Origin of the sequence: Spongiactinospora gelatinilytica (assembly GCF_003236385.1) — a bacterium.
Taxonomy (GTDB): Bacteria; Actinomycetota; Actinomycetes; order Streptosporangiales; family Streptosporangiaceae; genus Spongiactinospora; species Spongiactinospora gelatinilytica.
Genome location: NZ_POUA01000001.1, coordinates 1 through 18,670 on the forward strand (window position 1 = coordinate 1; position 18,670 = coordinate 18,670).

General features: G+C 73.4%; 18 protein-coding genes. 10 read left to right on the top strand and 8 right to left on the bottom strand.

What is annotated here, in order from left to right; all coding sequences use genetic code 11:
• The 6 genes from C1I98_RS00005 to C1I98_RS00030 form a co-directional block, all read right to left on the bottom strand.
• A partial coding sequence (locus C1I98_RS00005) for an LLM class flavin-dependent oxidoreductase (protein ID WP_146607207.1) occupies nucleotides 1–461 on the bottom strand: 461 nt, incomplete at its 3' end.
• Between the two features lie 151 nt (nucleotides 462–612).
• A complete protein-coding gene (locus C1I98_RS00010) occupies nucleotides 613–1,575 on the bottom strand; it encodes a zinc-binding dehydrogenase (RefSeq protein WP_111164961.1) in 963 nt (320 codons plus the stop codon).
• 23 nt (nucleotides 1,576–1,598) lie between these two features.
• Nucleotides 1,599–1,952 (bottom strand): DUF3140 domain-containing protein, encoded by a 354-nt coding sequence (locus C1I98_RS00015; RefSeq protein WP_111164962.1) that lies wholly within the window; start codon nucleotides 1,950–1,952, stop codon nucleotides 1,599–1,601.
• A 71-nt stretch (nucleotides 1,953–2,023) separates the two neighbouring features.
• Nucleotides 2,024–2,938: an SDR family oxidoreductase gene (locus C1I98_RS00020; RefSeq protein WP_111164963.1), complete on the bottom strand. Its 915-nt coding sequence runs from the start codon at nucleotides 2,936–2,938 to the stop codon at nucleotides 2,024–2,026.
• Nucleotides 2,939–2,950: 12 nt separating this feature from the next.
• Nucleotides 2,951–3,895 (bottom strand): glycosyltransferase, encoded by a 945-nt coding sequence (locus tag C1I98_RS00025; RefSeq protein ID WP_111164964.1) that lies wholly within the window; start codon nucleotides 3,893–3,895, stop codon nucleotides 2,951–2,953.
• A complete protein-coding gene (locus C1I98_RS00030) occupies nucleotides 3,892–4,416 on the bottom strand; it encodes a D-glycero-alpha-D-manno-heptose-1,7-bisphosphate 7-phosphatase (protein ID WP_111164965.1) in 525 nt (174 codons plus the stop codon). Before C1I98_RS00030 ends, C1I98_RS00025 begins: the two co-directional genes overlap by 4 nt.
• 207 nt (nucleotides 4,417–4,623) lie before the next feature.
• On the opposite strand from C1I98_RS00030, the gene C1I98_RS00035 reads away from it, so the two are divergent.
• Genes C1I98_RS00035 through C1I98_RS00080 form a run of 10 tightly spaced genes read left to right on the top strand, consistent with a single transcriptional unit; the run spans nucleotide 4,624 to nucleotide 15,092 of the window.
• Nucleotides 4,624–6,264, top strand: a complete 1,641-nt coding sequence (locus C1I98_RS00035) for a carbamoyltransferase family protein (protein ID WP_111164966.1) — start codon at nucleotides 4,624–4,626, stop codon at nucleotides 6,262–6,264.
• Complete coding sequence (locus tag C1I98_RS00040; protein WP_111164967.1) at nucleotides 6,261–7,253, top strand: glycosyltransferase family 2 protein; 993 nt, start codon at nucleotides 6,261–6,263, stop codon at nucleotides 7,251–7,253. Before C1I98_RS00035 ends, C1I98_RS00040 begins: the two co-directional genes overlap by 4 nt.
• Nucleotides 7,250–8,317 (top strand): glycosyltransferase family 9 protein, encoded by a 1,068-nt coding sequence (locus C1I98_RS00045; protein ID WP_111164968.1) that lies wholly within the window; start codon nucleotides 7,250–7,252, stop codon nucleotides 8,315–8,317. The genes C1I98_RS00040 and C1I98_RS00045 overlap by 4 nt, the downstream gene beginning before the upstream one ends.
• Complete coding sequence (locus C1I98_RS00050; protein WP_111164969.1) at nucleotides 8,314–9,510, top strand: glycosyltransferase; 1,197 nt, start codon at nucleotides 8,314–8,316, stop codon at nucleotides 9,508–9,510. The genes C1I98_RS00045 and C1I98_RS00050 overlap by 4 nt, the downstream gene beginning before the upstream one ends.
• A 3-nt stretch (nucleotides 9,511–9,513) precedes the next feature.
• Nucleotides 9,514–10,065, top strand: a complete 552-nt coding sequence (locus C1I98_RS00055; protein ID WP_111164970.1) for a D-sedoheptulose-7-phosphate isomerase — start codon at nucleotides 9,514–9,516, stop codon at nucleotides 10,063–10,065.
• Entirely contained in the window at nucleotides 10,062–11,393 is a 1,332-nt protein-coding gene (gene rfaE2, locus C1I98_RS00060) for a D-glycero-beta-D-manno-heptose 1-phosphate adenylyltransferase (RefSeq protein ID WP_111164971.1), read from the top strand. Before C1I98_RS00055 ends, rfaE2 begins: the two co-directional genes overlap by 4 nt.
• A 4-nt stretch (nucleotides 11,394–11,397) precedes the next feature.
• Nucleotides 11,398–12,102, top strand: coding sequence for an SDR family oxidoreductase (locus C1I98_RS00065; protein ID WP_111164972.1), 705 nt, complete (start codon nucleotides 11,398–11,400; stop codon nucleotides 12,100–12,102).
• Nucleotides 12,093–13,085: a glycosyltransferase family 9 protein gene (locus C1I98_RS00070; RefSeq protein ID WP_233506880.1), complete on the top strand. Its 993-nt coding sequence runs from the start codon at nucleotides 12,093–12,095 to the stop codon at nucleotides 13,083–13,085. The genes C1I98_RS00065 and C1I98_RS00070 overlap by 10 nt, the downstream gene beginning before the upstream one ends.
• Entirely contained in the window at nucleotides 13,082–14,047 is a 966-nt protein-coding gene (locus C1I98_RS00075; RefSeq protein ID WP_111164973.1) for a UDP-glucuronic acid decarboxylase family protein, read from the top strand. The genes C1I98_RS00070 and C1I98_RS00075 overlap by 4 nt, the downstream gene beginning before the upstream one ends.
• Nucleotides 14,048–14,057: 10 nt before the next feature.
• Nucleotides 14,058–15,092, top strand: coding sequence for an NAD-dependent epimerase/dehydratase family protein (locus C1I98_RS00080; protein ID WP_111164974.1), 1,035 nt, complete (start codon nucleotides 14,058–14,060; stop codon nucleotides 15,090–15,092).
• On the opposite strand, the gene C1I98_RS00085 is transcribed toward C1I98_RS00080, so the two are convergent.
• Nucleotides 15,070–16,251: a zinc-dependent alcohol dehydrogenase gene (locus C1I98_RS00085; protein ID WP_111164975.1), complete on the bottom strand. Its 1,182-nt coding sequence runs from the start codon at nucleotides 16,249–16,251 to the stop codon at nucleotides 15,070–15,072. The genes C1I98_RS00080 and C1I98_RS00085 overlap by 23 nt on opposite strands.
• Nucleotides 16,251–18,578, bottom strand: a complete 2,328-nt coding sequence (locus C1I98_RS00090; RefSeq protein WP_111164976.1) for a phosphoketolase family protein — start codon at nucleotides 18,576–18,578, stop codon at nucleotides 16,251–16,253. The genes C1I98_RS00085 and C1I98_RS00090 overlap by 1 nt, the downstream gene beginning before the upstream one ends.
• Between the last annotated feature and the right edge of the window lie 92 nt (nucleotides 18,579–18,670).

The following is an 18,670-nucleotide window of genomic DNA, read 5'->3' on the forward strand; positions in this document are numbered from 1 at the left end:
CCGAAGAGTACCGGAGGGCCGCCGGGGCGGGCGGGTGCGGGGCCGATCGGGCCGGCGTCCTGGCCGTACGGCTTGCCGGACCAGATGCGGCGCATCACCGCCATCTGCTCGTCCAGGCGGCGTCCCCGGGTGTGCATGTCGACGCCTGCGACCTGGTGGTCGTCGTGTCGGCCGCCGACGCCCAGGCCGAGGGTCAGCCGGCCGCCGGTCATCTGGTCCAAGGTGGCGGCCTGCTTGGCGAGCAGGGCGGGCTCGCGCAGCGGGGCCAAAAGCACCTCGGTCTGGACCCGGACGCGGGAGGTGGCGCCCGCCAGGACGGCAAGGGCGACCAGGGGTTCGGGGTTGTGGAAGACGAGCCGGTCGAGCAGGCCGAGCGTGCTGAAGGGGCCGGCGTCGGCGCGCCGGGCCCAGTCCAGCAGGACGGGCGGGTCGCCGATGGGCAGGCCGATACCGATGTTCATGGGTGATGCCTCCGAGAGGAAGGGTCGGCAAAGACGGCTGCCGCCCCTCCGGCACCTCAGTGAGGTGGGACGCTCTCGCCCTGCGGCGTACTTCTGGAGAGCGTCTCGTCGAAGTGGTCACACTGTAGGACGAACGCTGTTCCTCGGCAAATCAACCCTGGGTGACTCGGAGGATGAGGCGGCGGCCCTTGTGGGAGCCGGATTCCAGGGTTTCGTGGGCCTCGGCGGCGCGGGACAGGTCCATTTCCTTGGTGTCCAGGCGGAGGCGCCCGCCGGATAGCTCGGCGTTGATCCATTCGGCGGCCTCGGCGAGCTCTTCGGCCGTGGCGAGGCTGATCACGAAGCCGATGATCGAGCGGTCGTGGACGTACAGGGCGCCCGCGTCGAGCGGGGCCGGGTGGCCGGTGGCCAATCCGGCGAGGACCAGGACGCGGCCCCTGGTGGCGAGGGTGGGGACGGCCGCGGCCGGGGGCGTGCGGCCGGTGGTGTCGCAGTAGACGTCGATGCCGCCGGAGGCGAGGTCTTCCAGCGCTTCCCGGAGGTCGGCGGTGGTGGTGTCGATCACGGTGTGCGCGCCGTAAGATCGGCAGGTCTCGGCCTTGGCCGGGCCGCGGGCGGAGGCGATCACGCGGGCGCCCAGCCCGGTGGCCAGCCGGATCAGGCACGAGCCGACCGCGCCGTTGCCGCCCTCCACGAACAGCGTCTCCCCCGGCCGCAGCCGGGCGTGGTGGATCAGGCCGGTGTAGGCGGTGGCGGCGGGGTGCAGGACGGCCGCCGCCGCGACGGGATCGACGCCGTCGGGCAGCGGGTAGAGCCGGTCGGCCGGTACGCACGCCAGCTCGGCGGACGCGCCTTGGCGGCCGTCGTGCCCCAGGCTGTTGCACCAGACCCACCGATCAGTGCCGACCGGCCTGCCCACCAGGTCACGGCCGAGGACCAGCGGCATCGGGACGGGCGTGGCGTACGCGCCGGACCGGACGAAGGTGTCGACGTGGTTCACCGCCACCGCCGCCACCCGGACCGCGACCTCGCCCGGCCGGCACTCGGGGTCGGGCAGCTCGCCGTACCTGATCTCGGTCGCCGGACCGGGCCGTTCGATGTACGCGGCGCGCATCGGCACCCCCTAAGAAGACTCCATCAGCCGGCCGCCGTCGAACGCAGCGGGTCGTGCCCCACGGACATCAGCTCGTGCCGCCACTCGTCGTCGGCGACGGCGTCGCGCGGCGCGTCGGCCAGCCGGTCTTCCACGTAGTCGATCGTGCGGCGCATCACCTCGATGTCGTCGCCGGTGAGATCGACCTTCCGTTTGCCGAGGATGTGCAGCACGCCCCGGCCCAGCCCCGCGACGCCCAGATCGGGATCGGCGTCGAAGGCGTCTTCGCCGGACGCGTCGGTCAGCAGCCAGGCGCGAAGCTCCTCCGAGGTCATGTTGACGATGCGGTGGAACTCCTGCCACAGCAGGTCGGTCTGGGGCTCGATTCGATCGGACATCAGCCCCTCCTTCTCGAAGCTCTGGATCTCCCAACCGTCGCGCCTACCCCTCGGGCAGCGCGGAAACCAGGTCAGCGGTAGCCGGTGGCGTCGGCGGGCCGGTCAGGGTCTTGTACCTCGACCAGATAGCGCCAGGCGTCGGGCCGGCTGCCATCGACGTCGGTGAACCCGTAGACCTGGGCCAGCCCGCCGCTGGACAGCGACCGGCCGTTCCACCGGGCGCGCTCGGGGTCGGACGCCAGCGCCACCACCGCGCGCCCGGTGAACGCCGGGGTCTCGGAGATGACGAAGTGCGGGACCTTCGCCGTGGCGTCGCGCCAGTTGGCCTCGGTCACGCCGTAGTGGTCGAGCATGGCCTCTGACCGCAGCCAGCCGGGGGACAGCGCCACGGCCGTGCCGCCGTGCGGGGCCAGCTCGTGGGCCTGGGAGAACGCGAGCCTGATGACGGACCACTTGGACAGGTCGTAGAAGGTGTTGAGCCGGTAGTTGACCGCGTTGTAGTCGGTGGTGCCGTCGGTGACCTCCACGACCAGCCCGCCCGGCCGCCTGATCAGCAGCGGCAGCATGTGGTGGCTGGTGATGACGTGCGTGTCGATCGCCAGGTGCAGCAGGTGCAGGCCGTTTTCGAGGGAGTGCTCCCACACCGGGGTGTCCCACTCGGTGAGGTGGTCGCCGCCGAAGATGTCGTTGACCAGGATGTCGAGCCGGCCCTGCTCGCGGTCGATGCGCTCGGCCAGCGCGGCCACCTCGTCGGTGCGCAGATGATCGACCCGGACCGGGATGCCGACGCCGCCCGCCGCGGTCACCCGCTCGGCGGTCTCCTCGATGGTCTCCGGCCGGTCGACCTCCGAACGGCCCGCGCGGGTGCTGCGGCCGGTGACGTAGACCGTCGCGCCCGCCGCGCCCAGCTCGGCCGCGATCCCCCGGCCGGTGCCCCGCGTGCCGCCGGTGACCAGCGCGACCTTACCCTCAAGTGCTCCGCTCATGAGCACACGATGTCAAACGCCTCCGACAATTCCCGCCAGCGTCCGGTCCCAGTCGGCCAGGAAGCGGCCGAGCCCGTAGCGGGCCAGGGCGGCGGCGCGGGCCGCCTTGCCGGCCTGCCTGGCGTAGGCGGGGTCGGCGGCGAAGGCCCGCAGAGCCCCGGTGAGCGTGTCCGTCCGGGTGGAGATCACGCCGGCCTCGGGCGGCACCGCCTCGACGGCCTCGGTGGTGGCCAGGGCGACGACCGGCATGCCGAGCGTCATCGCCTCGATCAGCGACAGGCCGAGCGAGGTCCACCGGTAGGGGTGCAGGTAGACCCGCCGTCTGGCCAGTTCCGCGTGCATCTCCCGCTGCGGCAGGTCCTCGAAGGTCGCGTACGGCCCTTCAAAGGCCAGGCCAGTCACCTTCATCCCGAACACGTCCAGCGGGACCGCCTGAGCGAACTCCGGCAGCAGGTCCGTCCCCGCCACCCGCGTCCGTCGTACCGGCTCGTTGACCACCACCCCCGCCCGCGCCAGCTCACCGGTGTAAAGGTGCCCCGGATCGACCACTCCGTGCTCGATGACCAGCGTCAAGGCCCGCCCCGAGTCCCACATGAGCCGGTTGAAGTGGGTGACGTGGACGATCGGGATGTCGTCGCGGTCCGCGAGCGGGTGCCGGGTCCGGGGCACGTCCCCGGCAGGGGTGTTGTGCTCGACGTACGCGGCCGGGACCCGCCGCCCCAGCCACCGCTCGGCCAGCTCGATCTCATGCGGGCGCTGGAGCACCAGCGCGTCCACCGGCTCCTCGCGCAGCCGGTCCCACGGGACCTCGCGTACGTTGTCCGGCCAGGGGTAGGTCCGTGCCCTGCCCCTGCCGTCCGGACCCCGGTCCGGGGTGAGCGGCACCACGTACTCGTGCCCGCCCTGGACGAACGACGTCGTCCACGACCCGTGGACGTGCCACAACAGAACTCTCATCCCAGCGCCCTCTCCACGGCTTCGCCGATCGTGGCGGCGACCTCCGGCGCGTCCGCGACCTCGGCGGGCAGGGTGACGGGGGTGGGCACGAGGATGCCCCTGGCCCCGGCGGCCCGCGCCGCCGCCATGTCTCTGCCGATGTCGCCGATCACCGCGCAGTCGCCCGGCCGTACGCCGAGCGCGGCGGCGGCGCGCAGCACCAGGCCGGGGCGCGGCTTGCGGCAGTCGCAGCCGTCGTCCTCGGCGTGCGGGCACACCGCCCACACGTCGAACGGGCCGAGCAGTTCCTCGACCCGTTCGTTGACCCGCCGCAGCGCGCCGGGGGCGATGAGCCCCCTGGCCACCCCCGACTGGTTGGTGACCACGCCGACCGGCACGCCGGCCCGTCGCAGCCGGTCCACGGCCGCGCGCGCCCCCGGCATGACGGTGACGAGCGCGGGGTCCGCGTTGTACGGGACGTCCCGCACGAGGGTCCCGTCGCGGTCGAACAGTACGGCAAGCGAACGGTGATAGTCCGGCAAATCAACATTTGTCGCCACAATTCCGCACTACCCGCCCCCAGCTCGGGGTAACAACCACGGAGAGTGACGGTTGCCAGTACAGAGCGCCTCCCACATGGACTTCTACAGAACGCGAGGTTTGAGAAGCGCTTCGCTCGGTAGCGGTGTCAGAGCCCGAGTGTCAGCAATGGCCCGACCGAACCAAATCCACCGCCCGGGGGAGATGAGATGCGGTTTCTCGGAATCAACGCCATATTCCATGATCCGGCCGCCGCGCTGGTGATCGACGGGAAGGTCGTCGCCGCCGCCGAGGAGGAGCGGTTCAGCAGGCGCAAGCACGGCAAGCGCCCGGTCCCGTTCTCCGCCTGGGAACTCCCCGAACAGGCCGCCGCCTGGTGCCTGGCCCACGCCGGCCTGCGCCCTGAGGATCTGGACGGCGTCGCGTACTCCTACGACCCCGACCTGGTCAGGGCGGGCCAGCAGGGGCAGGACGCACGCTGGGAGCCGCTGCGCACCACCTTCGCCCGCCGCGCGCCCGCGTTCCTGGCCACGGCGCTGCCCGGCCTGGACTCCGCCCAGGTCCGCTACGTCCCGCACCACATCGCGCACGCCGCGTCCGCCGGGCTGGCCGCGCCGTACCGCGACTCGGCCGTACTCGTCTGCGACGGACGCGGCGAGGCCGTCTCCCACCTCGCCGGCCACTACCGTGACGGCGAACTCACCGTGCTCGCCACCCAGGACCTGCCGCACTCCCTCGGCCTGATGTACGAGGAGGTCACCGAGCACCTCGGCTTCCTCCGGTCCAGCGACGAGTACAAGGTCATGGCGATGGCCTCCTACGGCACCCCACGCCACCTGCCCGAACTCCGCGAACTCATCATGGCCACCGGCGACGGCGGCTTCCGCGTGGACACGATCGACTGGTCGGTCTTCGCCAAGCCGCTGGCCAGGGGCGAACCGTGGTCCGAGGGCCACGCCGACCTCGCCGCGAGCGTCCAGGCCCGCCTGGAGGAAATGCTCCTCGACCTGGCCCGCTGGCTGCACGAACGCACCGGCGAGCGACACCTGACCATGGCCGGCGGGGTCGCGCTCAACTGCGTCGCCAACACCCGCCTGCTGGCCGAAGGGCCCTTCGAGGGGATCTGGGTGCAGCCCGCGGCGGGCGACGCGGGCACCGCGCTCGGCGGCGCGCTGCACCTGGCGAGCATGTACGGCGAGCCGGCCGCCCCGATGCCGGGTGCCGCCCTCGGCCGGGGCTGGACCGACGCCGAACTCGCCGCCTGGCTCGACGCCGCCCGCGTCCCCTACGAACGCCCGCCCGACCTGCCCGCCGCCATCGCCGCCGACCTCGCGGAAGACCGGATCGTGGCGTGGTTCCAGGGCCGCGCCGAGTACGGCCCGCGCGCCCTCGGCCACCGCTCGTTGCTCGCCCACCCCGGCCACGCCCGCAACACCGAACGGCTGAACGACGTCAAGGGCCGCGAGCAGTTCCGGCCCATCGCCCCCATGGTCCTCGCCGAACGGGCATCCGAAATCTTTGCCCGCGGCCCGGCCGAAAGCCCGTACATGCTGTTCGTCCACGACGTACGGCCGGAGTGGCGCGACCGCATCCCGGCCGTGGTCCACGTGGACGGCACCGCCCGCGCGCAGACCGTGGACCGGGCGGCGCAGCCGCTGCTGGCCGGGCTGCTGGCCGAGTTCGAGGCCAGGACGGGCCTGCCGGTCCTGGTCAACACCAGCCTCAACACGGCGGGCCGCCCGATGGTGGACGATCCGCGCGACGCGCTGGAGTGCTTCGGCTCGGCCCCGGTGGACGTACTGGTGCTCGGCCCGTACGTGGTGCGCAGAAGCGGGGTGTTCGCCTCGTGATCACCGTCGTCATCCCGACCATCGGCCGCCCGTGCCTGGCCGACGTGCTCGCCGCGCTCGCCCCGGCCCCGCCGGACGCGCGGATCATCGTCGTCGACGACCGCCCCGGCGCCGCGAAGCTGCTCAAAGCGCCCGGAGCCGAAGTCCTGCGCACCGGAGGCAAGGGCCCGGCCGCCGCGCGGAACGCCGGCTGGCGGGCCGCCCGCACCCCCTGGGTCGCCTTCCTGGACGACGACGTGATCCCGCAACCGGGCTGGTGGGACGCCCTCCGCGCCGACCTGACCGAAGCCGAGGCCGGCACCGACAAGAGCGTGGCCGCCAGCCAGGCAAGGCTGCACGTACCGCTGCCCGCCCACCGCAGGCCCACCGACGCCGAACGCAACACCGCCGGCCTGGCCGCCGCCGACTGGATCACCGCCGACATCGCCTACCGGCGCGAAGCCCTGCAACGCGTGGGCGGGTTCGACGAGCGCTTCCCCCGGGCCTACCGGGAGGACGCCGACCTGGCGCTGCGCGTCGCCGCCGCCGGATACCGGCTGGTCAAGGGCCGCCGCGTCACCCGCCACCCGGTACGCGACGACGGCCCGTGGGCCAGCGTGCTGCGCCAGCGCGGCAACGCCGACGACGCCCTGATGCGCCAGGTCCACGGACCCGCCTGGCGGTCCGCGATCGGCGCGCCGGGACGGCTGCGCGAACACGCGCTGACCACCGCCGCCGGACTGCTCGCGGTCTCGCTCTACGGGGCGATCCTCGCCGGGAGGTCGCACGGGCGGCGTACCAGGAGGGTCGCCGCGCTCGCCGCGCTGACCTGGCTCGGCCTGACCGCCGAGTTCGCCTGGGCCCGCCTCGCGCCGGGGCCGCGCACGACGGAGGAGATCCGGTGGATGTCGATCACCAGCGTGCTCATTCCACCGGTGGCCTGTGCGTGGCGGCTGCGAGGTGAACTGCGTGCCAGACGAGGCGCGCGGCGGACGGGCGAGGCCGCATGACCGCCCTGCGCGAGGAGGTCCGCCGGGAGAAGGTCCTGGTGGCGCGGACCGACAACGCCGGTGACGTACTGCTGGCGGGTCCCGCCATCAGGGCCGTCGCGGCCCGCGCCGAGGTCGTGCTGCTGGCCGGCCCGTACGGCAGTGCGGCGGCCCGCCTGCTGCCCGGCGTGTCGGAGATCATCACCTGGCGCGTCCCGTGGATCGATCCCGAGCCGCCGCCCGTCACCCACGACCATGTGGACGAACTGCTCACCGCCGTACGCCGGGCCGCCCCCACCGCCGCCGTGATCCTGACGTCCTTCCACCAGTCCGCGCTCCCCCTGGCGCTGCTGCTCCGCCTGGCCGGAGTGCCCAGGATCGCCGCGATCAGCAACGACTACCCCGGCTCCCTCCTGGACCACCGCCACGCCGTGGACGAGGACGCCGACGTCCCCGAGCCGGTGCGCATGCTCACCCTCGTCAGGGCCGCCGGTTTCCCGCTGCCGCCCGGCGACGACGGACGGCTCGCCGTACGCCGCCCGCTGCCCGCCGTCGGCCGCCTGACCGGCCCGCCGGGCTACGTGGTCGTCCACCCCGGCGTGACCGCGCCCGCCCGGGGGTGGCCGCCGGACCTGTGCGCGCGGGCGGTGACCGCGCTGACCCGCGCCGGCCACCGCGTCGTGGTCACCGGCACCCCCGCAGAACGCGCGCTCACCGCCCACGTGGCCGGTACCCACGCCCGCGACCTGGGCGGTGCCACGACGCTCGCCGAACTGGCCGCCGTGCTCGCCGGGGCCGCCGTGCTGGTCGCCCCCAACACCGGCCCCGCGCACCTGGCCGCCGCCGTCGGCACGCCGGTGGTCAGCCTGTTCGCGCCGGTCGTCCCGGCCGCCCGCTGGGCCCCCTACGGCGTCCCGGTGGAACTGCTCGGCGACCAGCGCGCGCCCTGCCGCGCCAGCCGGGCGAGGGTCTGCCCGATCCCCGGCCATCCCTGTCTTTCGTCCGTGACCGCCGACGACGTAGTGACCGCGGTACACCGGCTGACGGCACACCGCCCGGCCGCACTGGAGGAGGCGATCCTGTGAGAATCGACCTGGTTTCCGAGCACGCCGACCCGCTGGCGGCCGTCGGCGGCGTGGACGCGGGCGGTCAGAACGTACACGTCGCCGCGCTCGCCACGGCCCTCGCCGCGCGCGGGCACGAGGTCACCGTCCACACCCGCCGCACGTCCCCGGACGGGCCGCAGGCCGTGCCGATGGCCCCGGGGGTGACCGTCGAGCACGTACCGGCCGGGCCGGCGATGCCGCTGCCCAAGGACGAACTGCTGCCGCACATGCCGGCCTTCGCCCGGCACCTGGCCGCGCGCTGGGCGGCCGACCCGCCGGACGTGGCGCACACGCACTTCTGGATGAGCGGCCTGGCCGCGCTCGCCGCCGCCCGCGAGGTGCCGGTGCCCGTCGTGCACACCTATCACGCGCTCGGCACGGTGAAACGACGCTGGCAGGGCGATGCGGACACCAGCCCGGCGCGGCGCGTCGGCATCGAGACCGAGATCGGCGTACGGGCCGACGCCATCGTGGCGACCTGCCACGACGAGGCCGAGGAACTGCGCGCGATGGGCGTGCCGCTGTCCCGCGTGCGGGTCGTGCCGTGCGGGGTGGACCTGGAACTGTTCCGGCCCGACGGCCCGATGGCCGCCCGGGACGGCGACCGGCCCCGGGTGCTGAGCATCGGCCGCCTGGTCCCCCGCAAGGGCGTCGAGACGATCATCGAGGCGCTGTGCCAGGTGCCGGAGGCCGAGTTGGTGATCGCCGGTGGCGACGTACGCGACGCGGAGGCCGTACGGCTGGCCGGGCTCGCGGCCCGCCGGGGCGTGGCCGACCGGATCCGGCTGATCGGCAGCGTGGCCCGCGCCGACGTGCCCGCGCTGCTGCGCTCGGCCGACGTGCTGGTGACCGTGCCGTGGTACGAACCGTTCGGCATGGTCCCGCTGGAGGCGATGGCCTGCGGAGTGCCGGTGATCGCCTCCGCGGTCGGCGGCCACCTGGACAGCGTCGCGGGCTGCGGCCTGCTGATCCCGCCGCGCCGCCCCCGCGCGCTCGCCGCCGCGCTGCGCGAACTGCTCTGCCACCCCGATCTGCGGGCCGGCCTGGAGAAGGCGGGCGAACGCCGGGCCCAGGCCCGCTACGGCTGGCCCACCGTGGCCGCCGCGACCGAGACCGTCTACCTCAACGCCATCGCCGCCCGGCGGCAGCGGATGGCCGTGGCAGGAGGGTGACCGATGCACCATCACCTGGCCAAACTGAGCGACGCCATCCGCGAGCTGGACGGCGAGACGGTGAAGATCCACGCCTGGGGCCAGAAGCTGGCCGCCGTGCTGACCGGCGGCGGACGGCTGCTGGCCTGCGGCAACGGCGGTTCGGCCGCCGAGGCCCAGCACCTGACCGCCGAACTGGTCGGCCGCTTCCGCGCCGACCGCCGCCCCTACGCGGCCATCGCGCTGCACGCCGACACCTCGACGGTCACCGCGATCGGCAACGACTTCGGGCCCGAGTCGGTGTTCGCCCGCCAGGTACACGGGCACGGCCGCCCCGGCGACGTACTGATCTGCCTGTCCACCAGCGGGACCAGCGCCAACGTGCTGGCCGCCGCCGCGGCCGGGCGCGAGTGCGGCCTGCTCACCTGGGCGCTCACCGGCCCCGCGCCGAACCCGCTGGCCGACCTCTGCGACGACGCCCTGCCGGTGCCCGCCGCCGACTCCTGCACCGTCCAGGAACTCCACCTGGCGCTCATCCACATGCTCTGCGACGTGATCGAGGAGGTGCCGCAGTGACCCGCGGGCCCATCGTGGTGATCGGTGACGTGCTGCTGGACATCGACATCGACGGGGACGCCGATCGCATCGCGCCCGACGCCCCGGTTCCCGTGGTGGTGGAGTCCGGCCGCCACCAGCGTCCCGGCGGGGCGGGGCTGGCCGCGCTGCTCGCCGCCGCCGACGGGGCCGACGTCACGCTGGTCACCGCCATCGGCGACGACCCGGCGGGCGACGTCCTGCGCAAGCTGCTGGCGGGCCGGGTGCGGCTGGCCGCGCTCCCGCTGCGCGGACGTACGGCGAGCAAGACCCGCGTCCGCGCCAAGGGCCAGACCCTGGTGCGGGTGGACGACGGCGACGGCCGGGCCGGGCCCGGCCGGATCCCCCACGACGTGCTGCGCGACGCGGCCGTGGTCCTGGTCTCCGACTACGGGCGCGGGGTCGCCGACCTGGCCCGCCCGCTGCTGCACGGCCTGGAGATCCCGGTCGTGTGGGACCCGCACCCGAACGGCGGCGCCCCGCCGTACGGCTGCGCGCTGGTCACCCCGAACGCCGCCGAGGCCCGCCTGCTCTGCGACGCCGCCGAGACTCCCGGCGAGGCCGCGGTACGGCTGGCCCGTTCCTGCCACGCCGAAGCCGTGGCGGTGACGCTCGGCGACGACGGCGCGACGGTCGCCCGCGGCACGGGCGAACACGTACGGGTGCCCGCGCCCGAGGTGGCCGCGGGCCGCGACTCCTGCGGCGCGGGCGACCGGTTCGCGGTGGCGGCGGCGCTCGCGCTGCGCGACGGGGCCACCCCCGAGGAGGCCGTCGCCGTCGCAGTGCGCGAGGCGGGCCGGTTCGTGGCGGCGGGCGGCGCGGCGGCGATCCGGGTCAAGGCCGCGCCGGACCATCCGCGCACCCCGCGCGAGGCGGCCGAGGCGGTACGCGCGTCCGGCGGGCGGCTGATCGCCACCGGCGGCTGCTTCGACCTGCTGCACGCCGGACACGTCAGCCTGCTGCGCCGGGCCAGGGCGCTCGGCGACGCGCTGATCGTGTGCGTCAATTCCGACCGTTCGGTACGACGGCTCAAGGGCCCCGGCCGCCCGGTGGTCCGCGAGGCAGACCGGGTCGCCGTGCTCAACGCGCTCGGCTGCGTGGACGCCGTCGTCGTCTTCGACGAGGACGACCCGTCGGCGCTGATCGACCGGCTGCGGCCGCACGTGTGGGTGAAGGGCGGCGACTACGCCGCCGCCGACCTGCCCGAGACCGAGGTGATGCGGCGGATCGGCGGCGAGGTCGTCATCCTGCCCACCCTCCCGGGCCACTCCACCACCGGCCTGATCACCGCGGCGCGGGCCATCGCATGAGGACATGACAACCGAGAGGGGACCTATCGTGCTGGGCAACATCCTGATCACCGGTGGCGCGTCCGGGCTGGGCCAGGCGACCGCGGAGGCCGTGGCCAAGGCCGGGGGCCGCCCGCTGATCATCGACGTCAACGCTCCCGTCGGCGACTACGACCATGTGATCGCCGACCTGTGCGACCGGGAGCAGGCCGAGAGTGCCGTACGTGAGCTGGCCGGCCGGGCGGACGGGCTGTCCGCCGTGGTGACCGCGGCCGGGGTGGACGCCTGCGGGCGGCTCGACGCCGTGCCCGCCGCCGCCTGGGAGCGGGTGATCCAGGTCAACCTGCTGGGCACCGCCTCTGTGGTGCGGGCCGCGCTGCCGTACCTGGCCGAAAGCCGCGGGCGGGTCGTCACCGTGGCCTCCACGCTGGGGCTGCGCGCGCTCAGCGACGCGAGCGCGTACTGCGCGGCGAAGTTCGGCGTGGTGGGGTTCACCCGCGCGCTGGCGGCGGAGCTGGCCGGGCAGGTCGGGGTCACCCTGCTGATCCCCGGCGGCATGCGCACGCCGTTCTTCGACGGCCGCGACGAACAGTACCGGCCCGGCCCGGACGCCGGGCTCAACCAGCCCGAGGACGTCGCCGCCACCATCGTCTTCGCGCTCGGCCAGCCGGCCGGCTGCGAGGTGCGCGAACTGGTGGTCTGCCCCGCCACGGAGACGTCATGGCCATGAACACGGCCATGGACACGGCCATGAGCCGGCCCGCGCTGGTCGCCCTGCGCGGGCTCGGCCTCGGCGACCTGCTCACCGCGGTGCCCGCGCTGCGGGCGCTGCGCCGCGCGCACCCACGGCACCGCATCACGCTGGCCGCGCCGTCCTCGCTGCGGCCTCTGCTGCCGCTGATCGGCGCGGTGGACGAACTCGTCCACACCAGCGGCACCGGTCCGGTTTCGCTGGACGGCGCCGACATCGCGGTCAACCTGCACGGCAGCGGCCCGCAGAGCACCACCGCGCTGCGCCGCATCCGCCCGGGCACGCTGCTCACCCACGCCCACCCCGGACTGCCCGGGGTCGAGGGCCCCGACTGGCGGGCCGACCTGCACGAGGTACACCGGTGGTGCGCGATGCTGCACTGGTACGGCATCGCCGCCGACCCCGACGACCTCACCTTGGACCTGCGCGCCGAGCGGCGGGACGCGACGGTGATCGTGCATCCCGGCGCGTCCTCGGCGGCCCGGTGCTGGCCGGCCGCCCGGTACGCGGAGCTGGCCGCCGAGCTGAGCGCGGCCGGGCACCGGGTGCTGATCACCGGCAGCGTCGCCGAACGCGTGCTGGCCAGGCAGATCGCCGACCTCGCCGGACTGCCGGGGGACCGCGTGCTGGCCGGCCGTACCGGGCTGGGAGAGCTGGCCGTACTGGTGGCCCGCGCCCGGATGGTGATCAGCGGCGACACCGGCGTCGCGCACCTGGCCGTGGCCATGGAGACGCCGTCCGTGGTGATCTGCGGCCCGGTCTCGCCCGCGCTGTGGGGGCCGCCGCCGGGCCGCGAACGGCACGTGGCCCTGTGGGCCGGCCGTACCGGCGACCCGCACGCGAACGGCCCCGACCCGGGGCTGCTGGACATCGGGGTGCGCCAGGTGCTCGACGCCGTGTGCGCGACCTTGGACGGCGAGCCCGCTCGCCGCCCGCGATCGACGGATGGGGTGAAGACGTGACGACACCGACGACGGGCACCGTCGTGGTGACCGGCGGAGCCGGATTCCTCGGCTCCTACCTGTGCGAGCGCATGCTGGCCAGGGGCGCCCAGGTGATCTGCATGGACAACTTCCTCACCGGCGACCCGGCCAACGTGGAGCACCTGTTCGGCGCTCCCGGGTTCCGGCTGCTGGACTGCGACCTGACCGGATTCGTCCACGTCCCCGGTGACGTGGATCTGGTACTCCACTTCGCGTCGGCCGCCTCGCCCGCCGACTACCTGCGCCACCCGATCGAGACGCTGAAGGTCGGCAGCCTCGGCACCCTGCACGCGCTCGGCCTGGCCAAGGAGAAGGGCGCGCGGTTCGTGCTGGCCTCCACCAGCGAGGTCTACGGCGACCCGCTGGAACACCCGCAGCGGGAGACGTACTGGGGCAACGTCAACCCGGTCGGCCCGCGCAGCGTCTACGACGAGGCCAAACGCTTCGCCGAGGCGCTGACCACCGCCTACCGCAACGCGCACGGCGTGGACACCGGCATCGTGCGCATCTTCAACACCTACGGCCCACGGATGCGCCCCGCCGATGGCCGGGCCATCCCCACCTTCGTCGGCCAGGCCCTGCGCGGCGAGCCGATCACGGTCACCGGCGACGGCAGCCAGACCAGGTCCGTCTGCTACGTGGACGACACGGTGGCGGGCATCCTGGCGCTGGCCGACAGCGGATTCGCCGGGCCGGTCAACATCGGCAACCCGGAGGAGCTGACCATGCTCGCCCTGGCCGGACTGATCAAGGACATGACCGGGTCACGTTCGCCGATCCGCTTCATCGAGCGCCCGGTGGACGACCCGAAGGTACGGCGGCCGGACACGTCGCTGGCCGAGGAGAAGCTCGGCTGGCGGCCGGTCGTGCCGGTGGAGGAGGGACTGCGCCGCACCATCGCGTGGTTCGCCGCCGAGCCGGTCACCGAGACGGTGGGATGAGGGAGGAACGATGCGTGTAGTGGTTGTCGGGGCGACCGGGAACGTGGGGACCAGCGTGGTCGCCGCGCTGGCCGCCGACCCTTCGGTGAGCTCGGTGCTCGGGCTGGCCAGGCGCGAGCCGGAGTGGCGGCCCGCCAAGGTCGAATGGCAGCAGGCCGACATCGGCAAGGACGACCTGCGTCCGCACTTCGCCGGCGCGGGCGCGGTGGTGAACCTCGCATGGCTGTTCCAGCCCACCCGCGACGCGGTGGTCACCTGGCGCAACAACGTGCTGGGCGGCATCCGGGTGTTCCGCGCGGTGGCCGACGCCGGGGTGCCGGTGCTGGTCCACGCCTCCTCGGTGGGCACGTACTCGCCGGGCCCGAAGGACCGCAGGGTGGGCGAGGACTGGCCCACCCACGGGTGGCCGCGCGCCGCCTACGCAAGGGAGAAGGCGTACCTGGAACGGGTGCTGGACGCCTATGAACGGGAGCATCCGGACATCCGCGTGGTGCGGATGCGGCCCTCGTTCATCTTCAAACGGGAGTCGGCGGTCGAGCAGCGCCGGCTGTTCGCCGGGCCGTTCCTGCCGAACCGGCTCACCCGGCTGGCCCGGCCGGAACTGGTGCCGTTCGTACCGGACACCCCCGGGCTGGTCTTCCAGGCGGTACACGGCGACGACATCGGCGAGGCGTACCGGCTGGCGGTCACCAAGGACGTGTCCGGGCCGTTCAACATCGCCGCCGACCCCGTCATCGAACCCGCCACGCTGGCCGCGCTGCTCGGCGCGCGGCTGGTCAAGGTGCCCGGCCCGCTGCTGACCGGCGTGGTGGCCGCGGCCTGGCGGCTGCACCTGGTGCCGGCCTCGCCGGGCCTGGTGGACCTGGTCCTGCGGCTGCCGCTGATGGACGCCGGCCGGGCCCGCGACGAACTCGGCTGGCGGCCCCGGCACACCGCACTGGACGCGCTGCGCGACTTCGCGGCCGGGCTGCGCGACCCGCGCGGCATGGACACGCCGCCGCTGTCCCCGCGGCCGGAGGCGGCTAAGGCGTCAGCAGCACCTTGATCGCCCGGTCCCGCTTCTTCTGGAAGATCTTGTAGCCGTGCGGGGCGTGGCCCAGCGGCAGGATGTGGGTGGCCAGGTCCTCGGTGCCGAGCGGGTCGGAGTCGTCCAGCACCAGCGGCAGCAGGTCGTCGATCCAGCGCCGTACGTGGGCCTGGCCCATCCGCAGGGTGACGCCCTTGTCGAACATGCGCAGCATCGGCATCGGGTCGGCCATGCCGCCGTACACGCCGCTCACCGAGATCGTGCCGCCGCGCCGCACGATGTCGATGGCCTGGTTCAGCGCGGCCAGCCGGTCCACGCCCGCGGTGGTCATCATCGGCGCGGCCACCCGGCCGGGCAGCAGGGCGGTCAGCGTGTGCGCGAGGTGCGCCATCGGCGAGCCGTGCGCCTCCATGCCGACCGCGTCGATCACGCTCACGGTGCCCCGGCCCGCGGTGAGGTCCCTGACCGCGTCGGGGACGTCGTCCACCGCCGAGGCGTCCACGATCTCGACGCCGTGCCGCTGGGCCATCGCCAGCCGTTCCGGCACGCCGTCCACGCCGATCACCCGCAGCCCGCGGTGCCGGGCCACCCGGCAGCACATCTGGCCGATCGGGCCGAGGCCGAGCACGGTCACCTCGCCGCCCTCGGGTACGTCGGCGAACTCCACGGCCTGCCAGGCGGTGGGCAGTACGTCCGACAGGTAGACGAACCGCTCGTCCGGCGGCCCCTGCGGGACCTTGATCGGGCCGAACTGCGCCTGCGGCACCCGCAGGTACTCCGCCTGCCCGCCCGGCACCTCGCCGTACAGCTTGGTGTAGCCGAACAGGGCCGCGCCCATGTTGTACTCCCGGTTCTGGGTTGTCTCGCATTGGGCGTACAGCTTGCGGTCGCACATGTAACAGTGGCCGCAGGAGATGTTGAACGGCACCACCACCCGGTCGCCCGGACTGATGTGGCGGACATCCGCGCCGACCTCCTCCACGATGCCCATCGCCTCGTGGCCGAGGATGTCGCCCTCGCCCATGAACGGCCCGAGCACCTCGTAAAGATGCAGGTCCGAGCCGCAGATGCCGGTCGAGGTGACCTTGATCACCGCGTCTGTGGGCTCCTTGACGGCCGGATCGGTGACCTCCTCGACGCGGACGTCGCGCTTACCGTGCCAGGTGACGGCCTTCATCACTGCTCCTTTTCGCCATTTCTTGCGGGCCAGGTCCAACTACTGATCTCGGGCGGGTCCTCGCCGTGCTCGCGGGTGTGCGCACGGGCCCGCAGCCGGGCGTCCACCATCCGCTGGCGCAGGTGACCGGCGGTGGCCCCGATGCCGGGCACCCGGTCGATCACGTCCATGACGAGGTGGTAGCGGTCGATCCCGTTCAACATGGCCATGTCGAACGGGGTGGTCGTGGTGCCCTCCTCGCGGTACCCGCGCACATGGAAGTTGGCGTGCCCGGTCCTGCGGTAGATGAGGCGATGGATCGACCACGGGTATCCGTGGAAGTTGAAGATGATCGGCCGGTCGGCGGTGAACAGCGTGTCGAACTCCGCGTCCGCCATCCCGTGCGGATGCATGGACGGCGGCAGCAGCCGCATCAGGTCCACCACGTTCACCACGCGGACCTTGAGCCGCGGCAGGTGCTCGCGGATCAGCGCCGCCGCGGCCAGCGTCTCCATGGTCGGGGTGTCGCCCGCGCAGGCCAGTACCACGTCAGGGTGCTCACCCGCGTCCGTGGAGGCCCACGGCAGGATGCCGAGCCCGCGGGCGCAGTGCGCGACGGCGTCGTCCATCGGCATCAGGTCGTGCGCCTGGTGCTTGCCCGCCACGACGACGTTGACATAGTCGCGCGAGCGCAGGCAGTGGTCGGCCACCGACAGCAGCGTGTTGGCGTCCGGCGGCAGGTACACCCGCACGACCTCGGCCTTCTTGTTCATCACCACGTCCAGGAAGCCGGGGTCCTGGTGGCTGAAGCCGTTGTGGTCCTGCCGCCAGACGTGGGAGGACAGCAGGTAGTTCAGTGAGGAGATGGGCCGTCGCCAGGGGATCCTGCGTGCGCTCTCCAGCCACTTGGCGTGCTGGTTGAACATCGAGTCGACGATGTGGATGAACGCCTCGTAGCAGTTGAACAGGCCGTGCCGGCCGGTCAGCAGGTAGCCCTCCAGCCAGCCCTGGCACAGGTGCTCGCTCAGCACCTCCATGACCCGACCGTCGGGGGCGAGGTGCTCGTCGGTGGGCAGGGTGGCGGCGTTCCACGTCTTGGCGGTGGTCTGGTACACCGCCGACAGCCGGTTGGAGGCGGTCTCGTCCGGGCCCATCAGCCGGAACGCCGTCGGGTTGCGTTCGAGCACGTCGCGCAGGAAACCGCCGAGCACCCCCGTGGGCGAACTCGTGCGGGCGGCGGGGCTCTCGACCTCTACCGCGTAGTCGCGGTAGTCGGGCAGGCGCAGCGGGCGGAGCAGTTCGCCGCCGTTGGCGTGCGGGTTCGCGCTCATCCTGCGCCGCTGCTCCGGTACGGCGGCGCGCACGATCTCGGCCGGGCGTCCGTCGCCCTCGAACAGTTCGCGCGGGCGGTAGGAGTGCATCCAGGCGGCGAGCGCGGCCAGCTTCTCCGGGCGGGTGCGCACCTCGGTCAGCGGCACCTGGTGGGCCCGCCAGGTGCCCTCCACCGGCAGGCCGTCCACCTCGTGTGGGCCGGTCCAGCCCTTCGGCGTGCGCAGCACGATCATCGGCGGGCGGCCGGTGGGATCGTCCCTGAGCCGGTCGAACACGGTGTCCAGTACTTCGGCCATCCGCCGGTGGACGGCCAGTGGCTCCGCGCCCGCGACCAGGTGCGGGTGATAGCCGTAGCCTTCCAGGAGGGCGGCCAGCTCCTGTTCGGGGATGCGGGCGAGGATCGTGGGGTTGGCGATCTTGTACCCGTTCAAATGCAGGATGGGCAGCACCACGCCGTCCCGGCCGGGGGTGAGGAACTTGTTCGCGTGCCAGCTCGCGGCCAGCGGACCGGTCTCGGCCTCCCCGTCGCCGATCACGCACGCCACCACCAGCTCCGGGTTGTCGAACGCCGCGCCGTAGGCGTGTGCCAGCGAATACCCCAGCTCACCACCCTCGTGGATGGAACCGGGCACCTCCGGCGCGACGTGGCTGGGGATGCCGCCGGGGAAGGAGAACTGCCGGAACAGCGCGCGCATGCCCGGCTCGTCCTGGGTGACGTCAGGATATTTATCGGTATAGGTCCCTTCCAGCCAGGCGTGCGCCACCGCCGCCGGCCCGCCGTGGCCCGGGCCGACGATGTAGATCATGTTCTCGTCGCGCTCCCTGATGACGCGGTTGAGGTGCGCGAAGCAGAAGTTCAGGCCCGGGGTGGTGCCCCAGTGGCCGAGCAGCCGGGGTTTGACGTCCTCGGCGCGCAGTGGCCTGGTCAGCAACGGGTTGTCCAGCAGGTAGATCTGTCCCACCGACAGGTAGTTGGCGGCCCGCCAGTACGCGTCCACGGATTCGAGTACGTCCATTACCGGACAGTTCCTCCAGTCAGGCTTTCAAACCCGTCCGTGTCGTTCGGGTGGGCTGTTTGGGGTGGTTGGTCTCGGGCACGCGACCAACC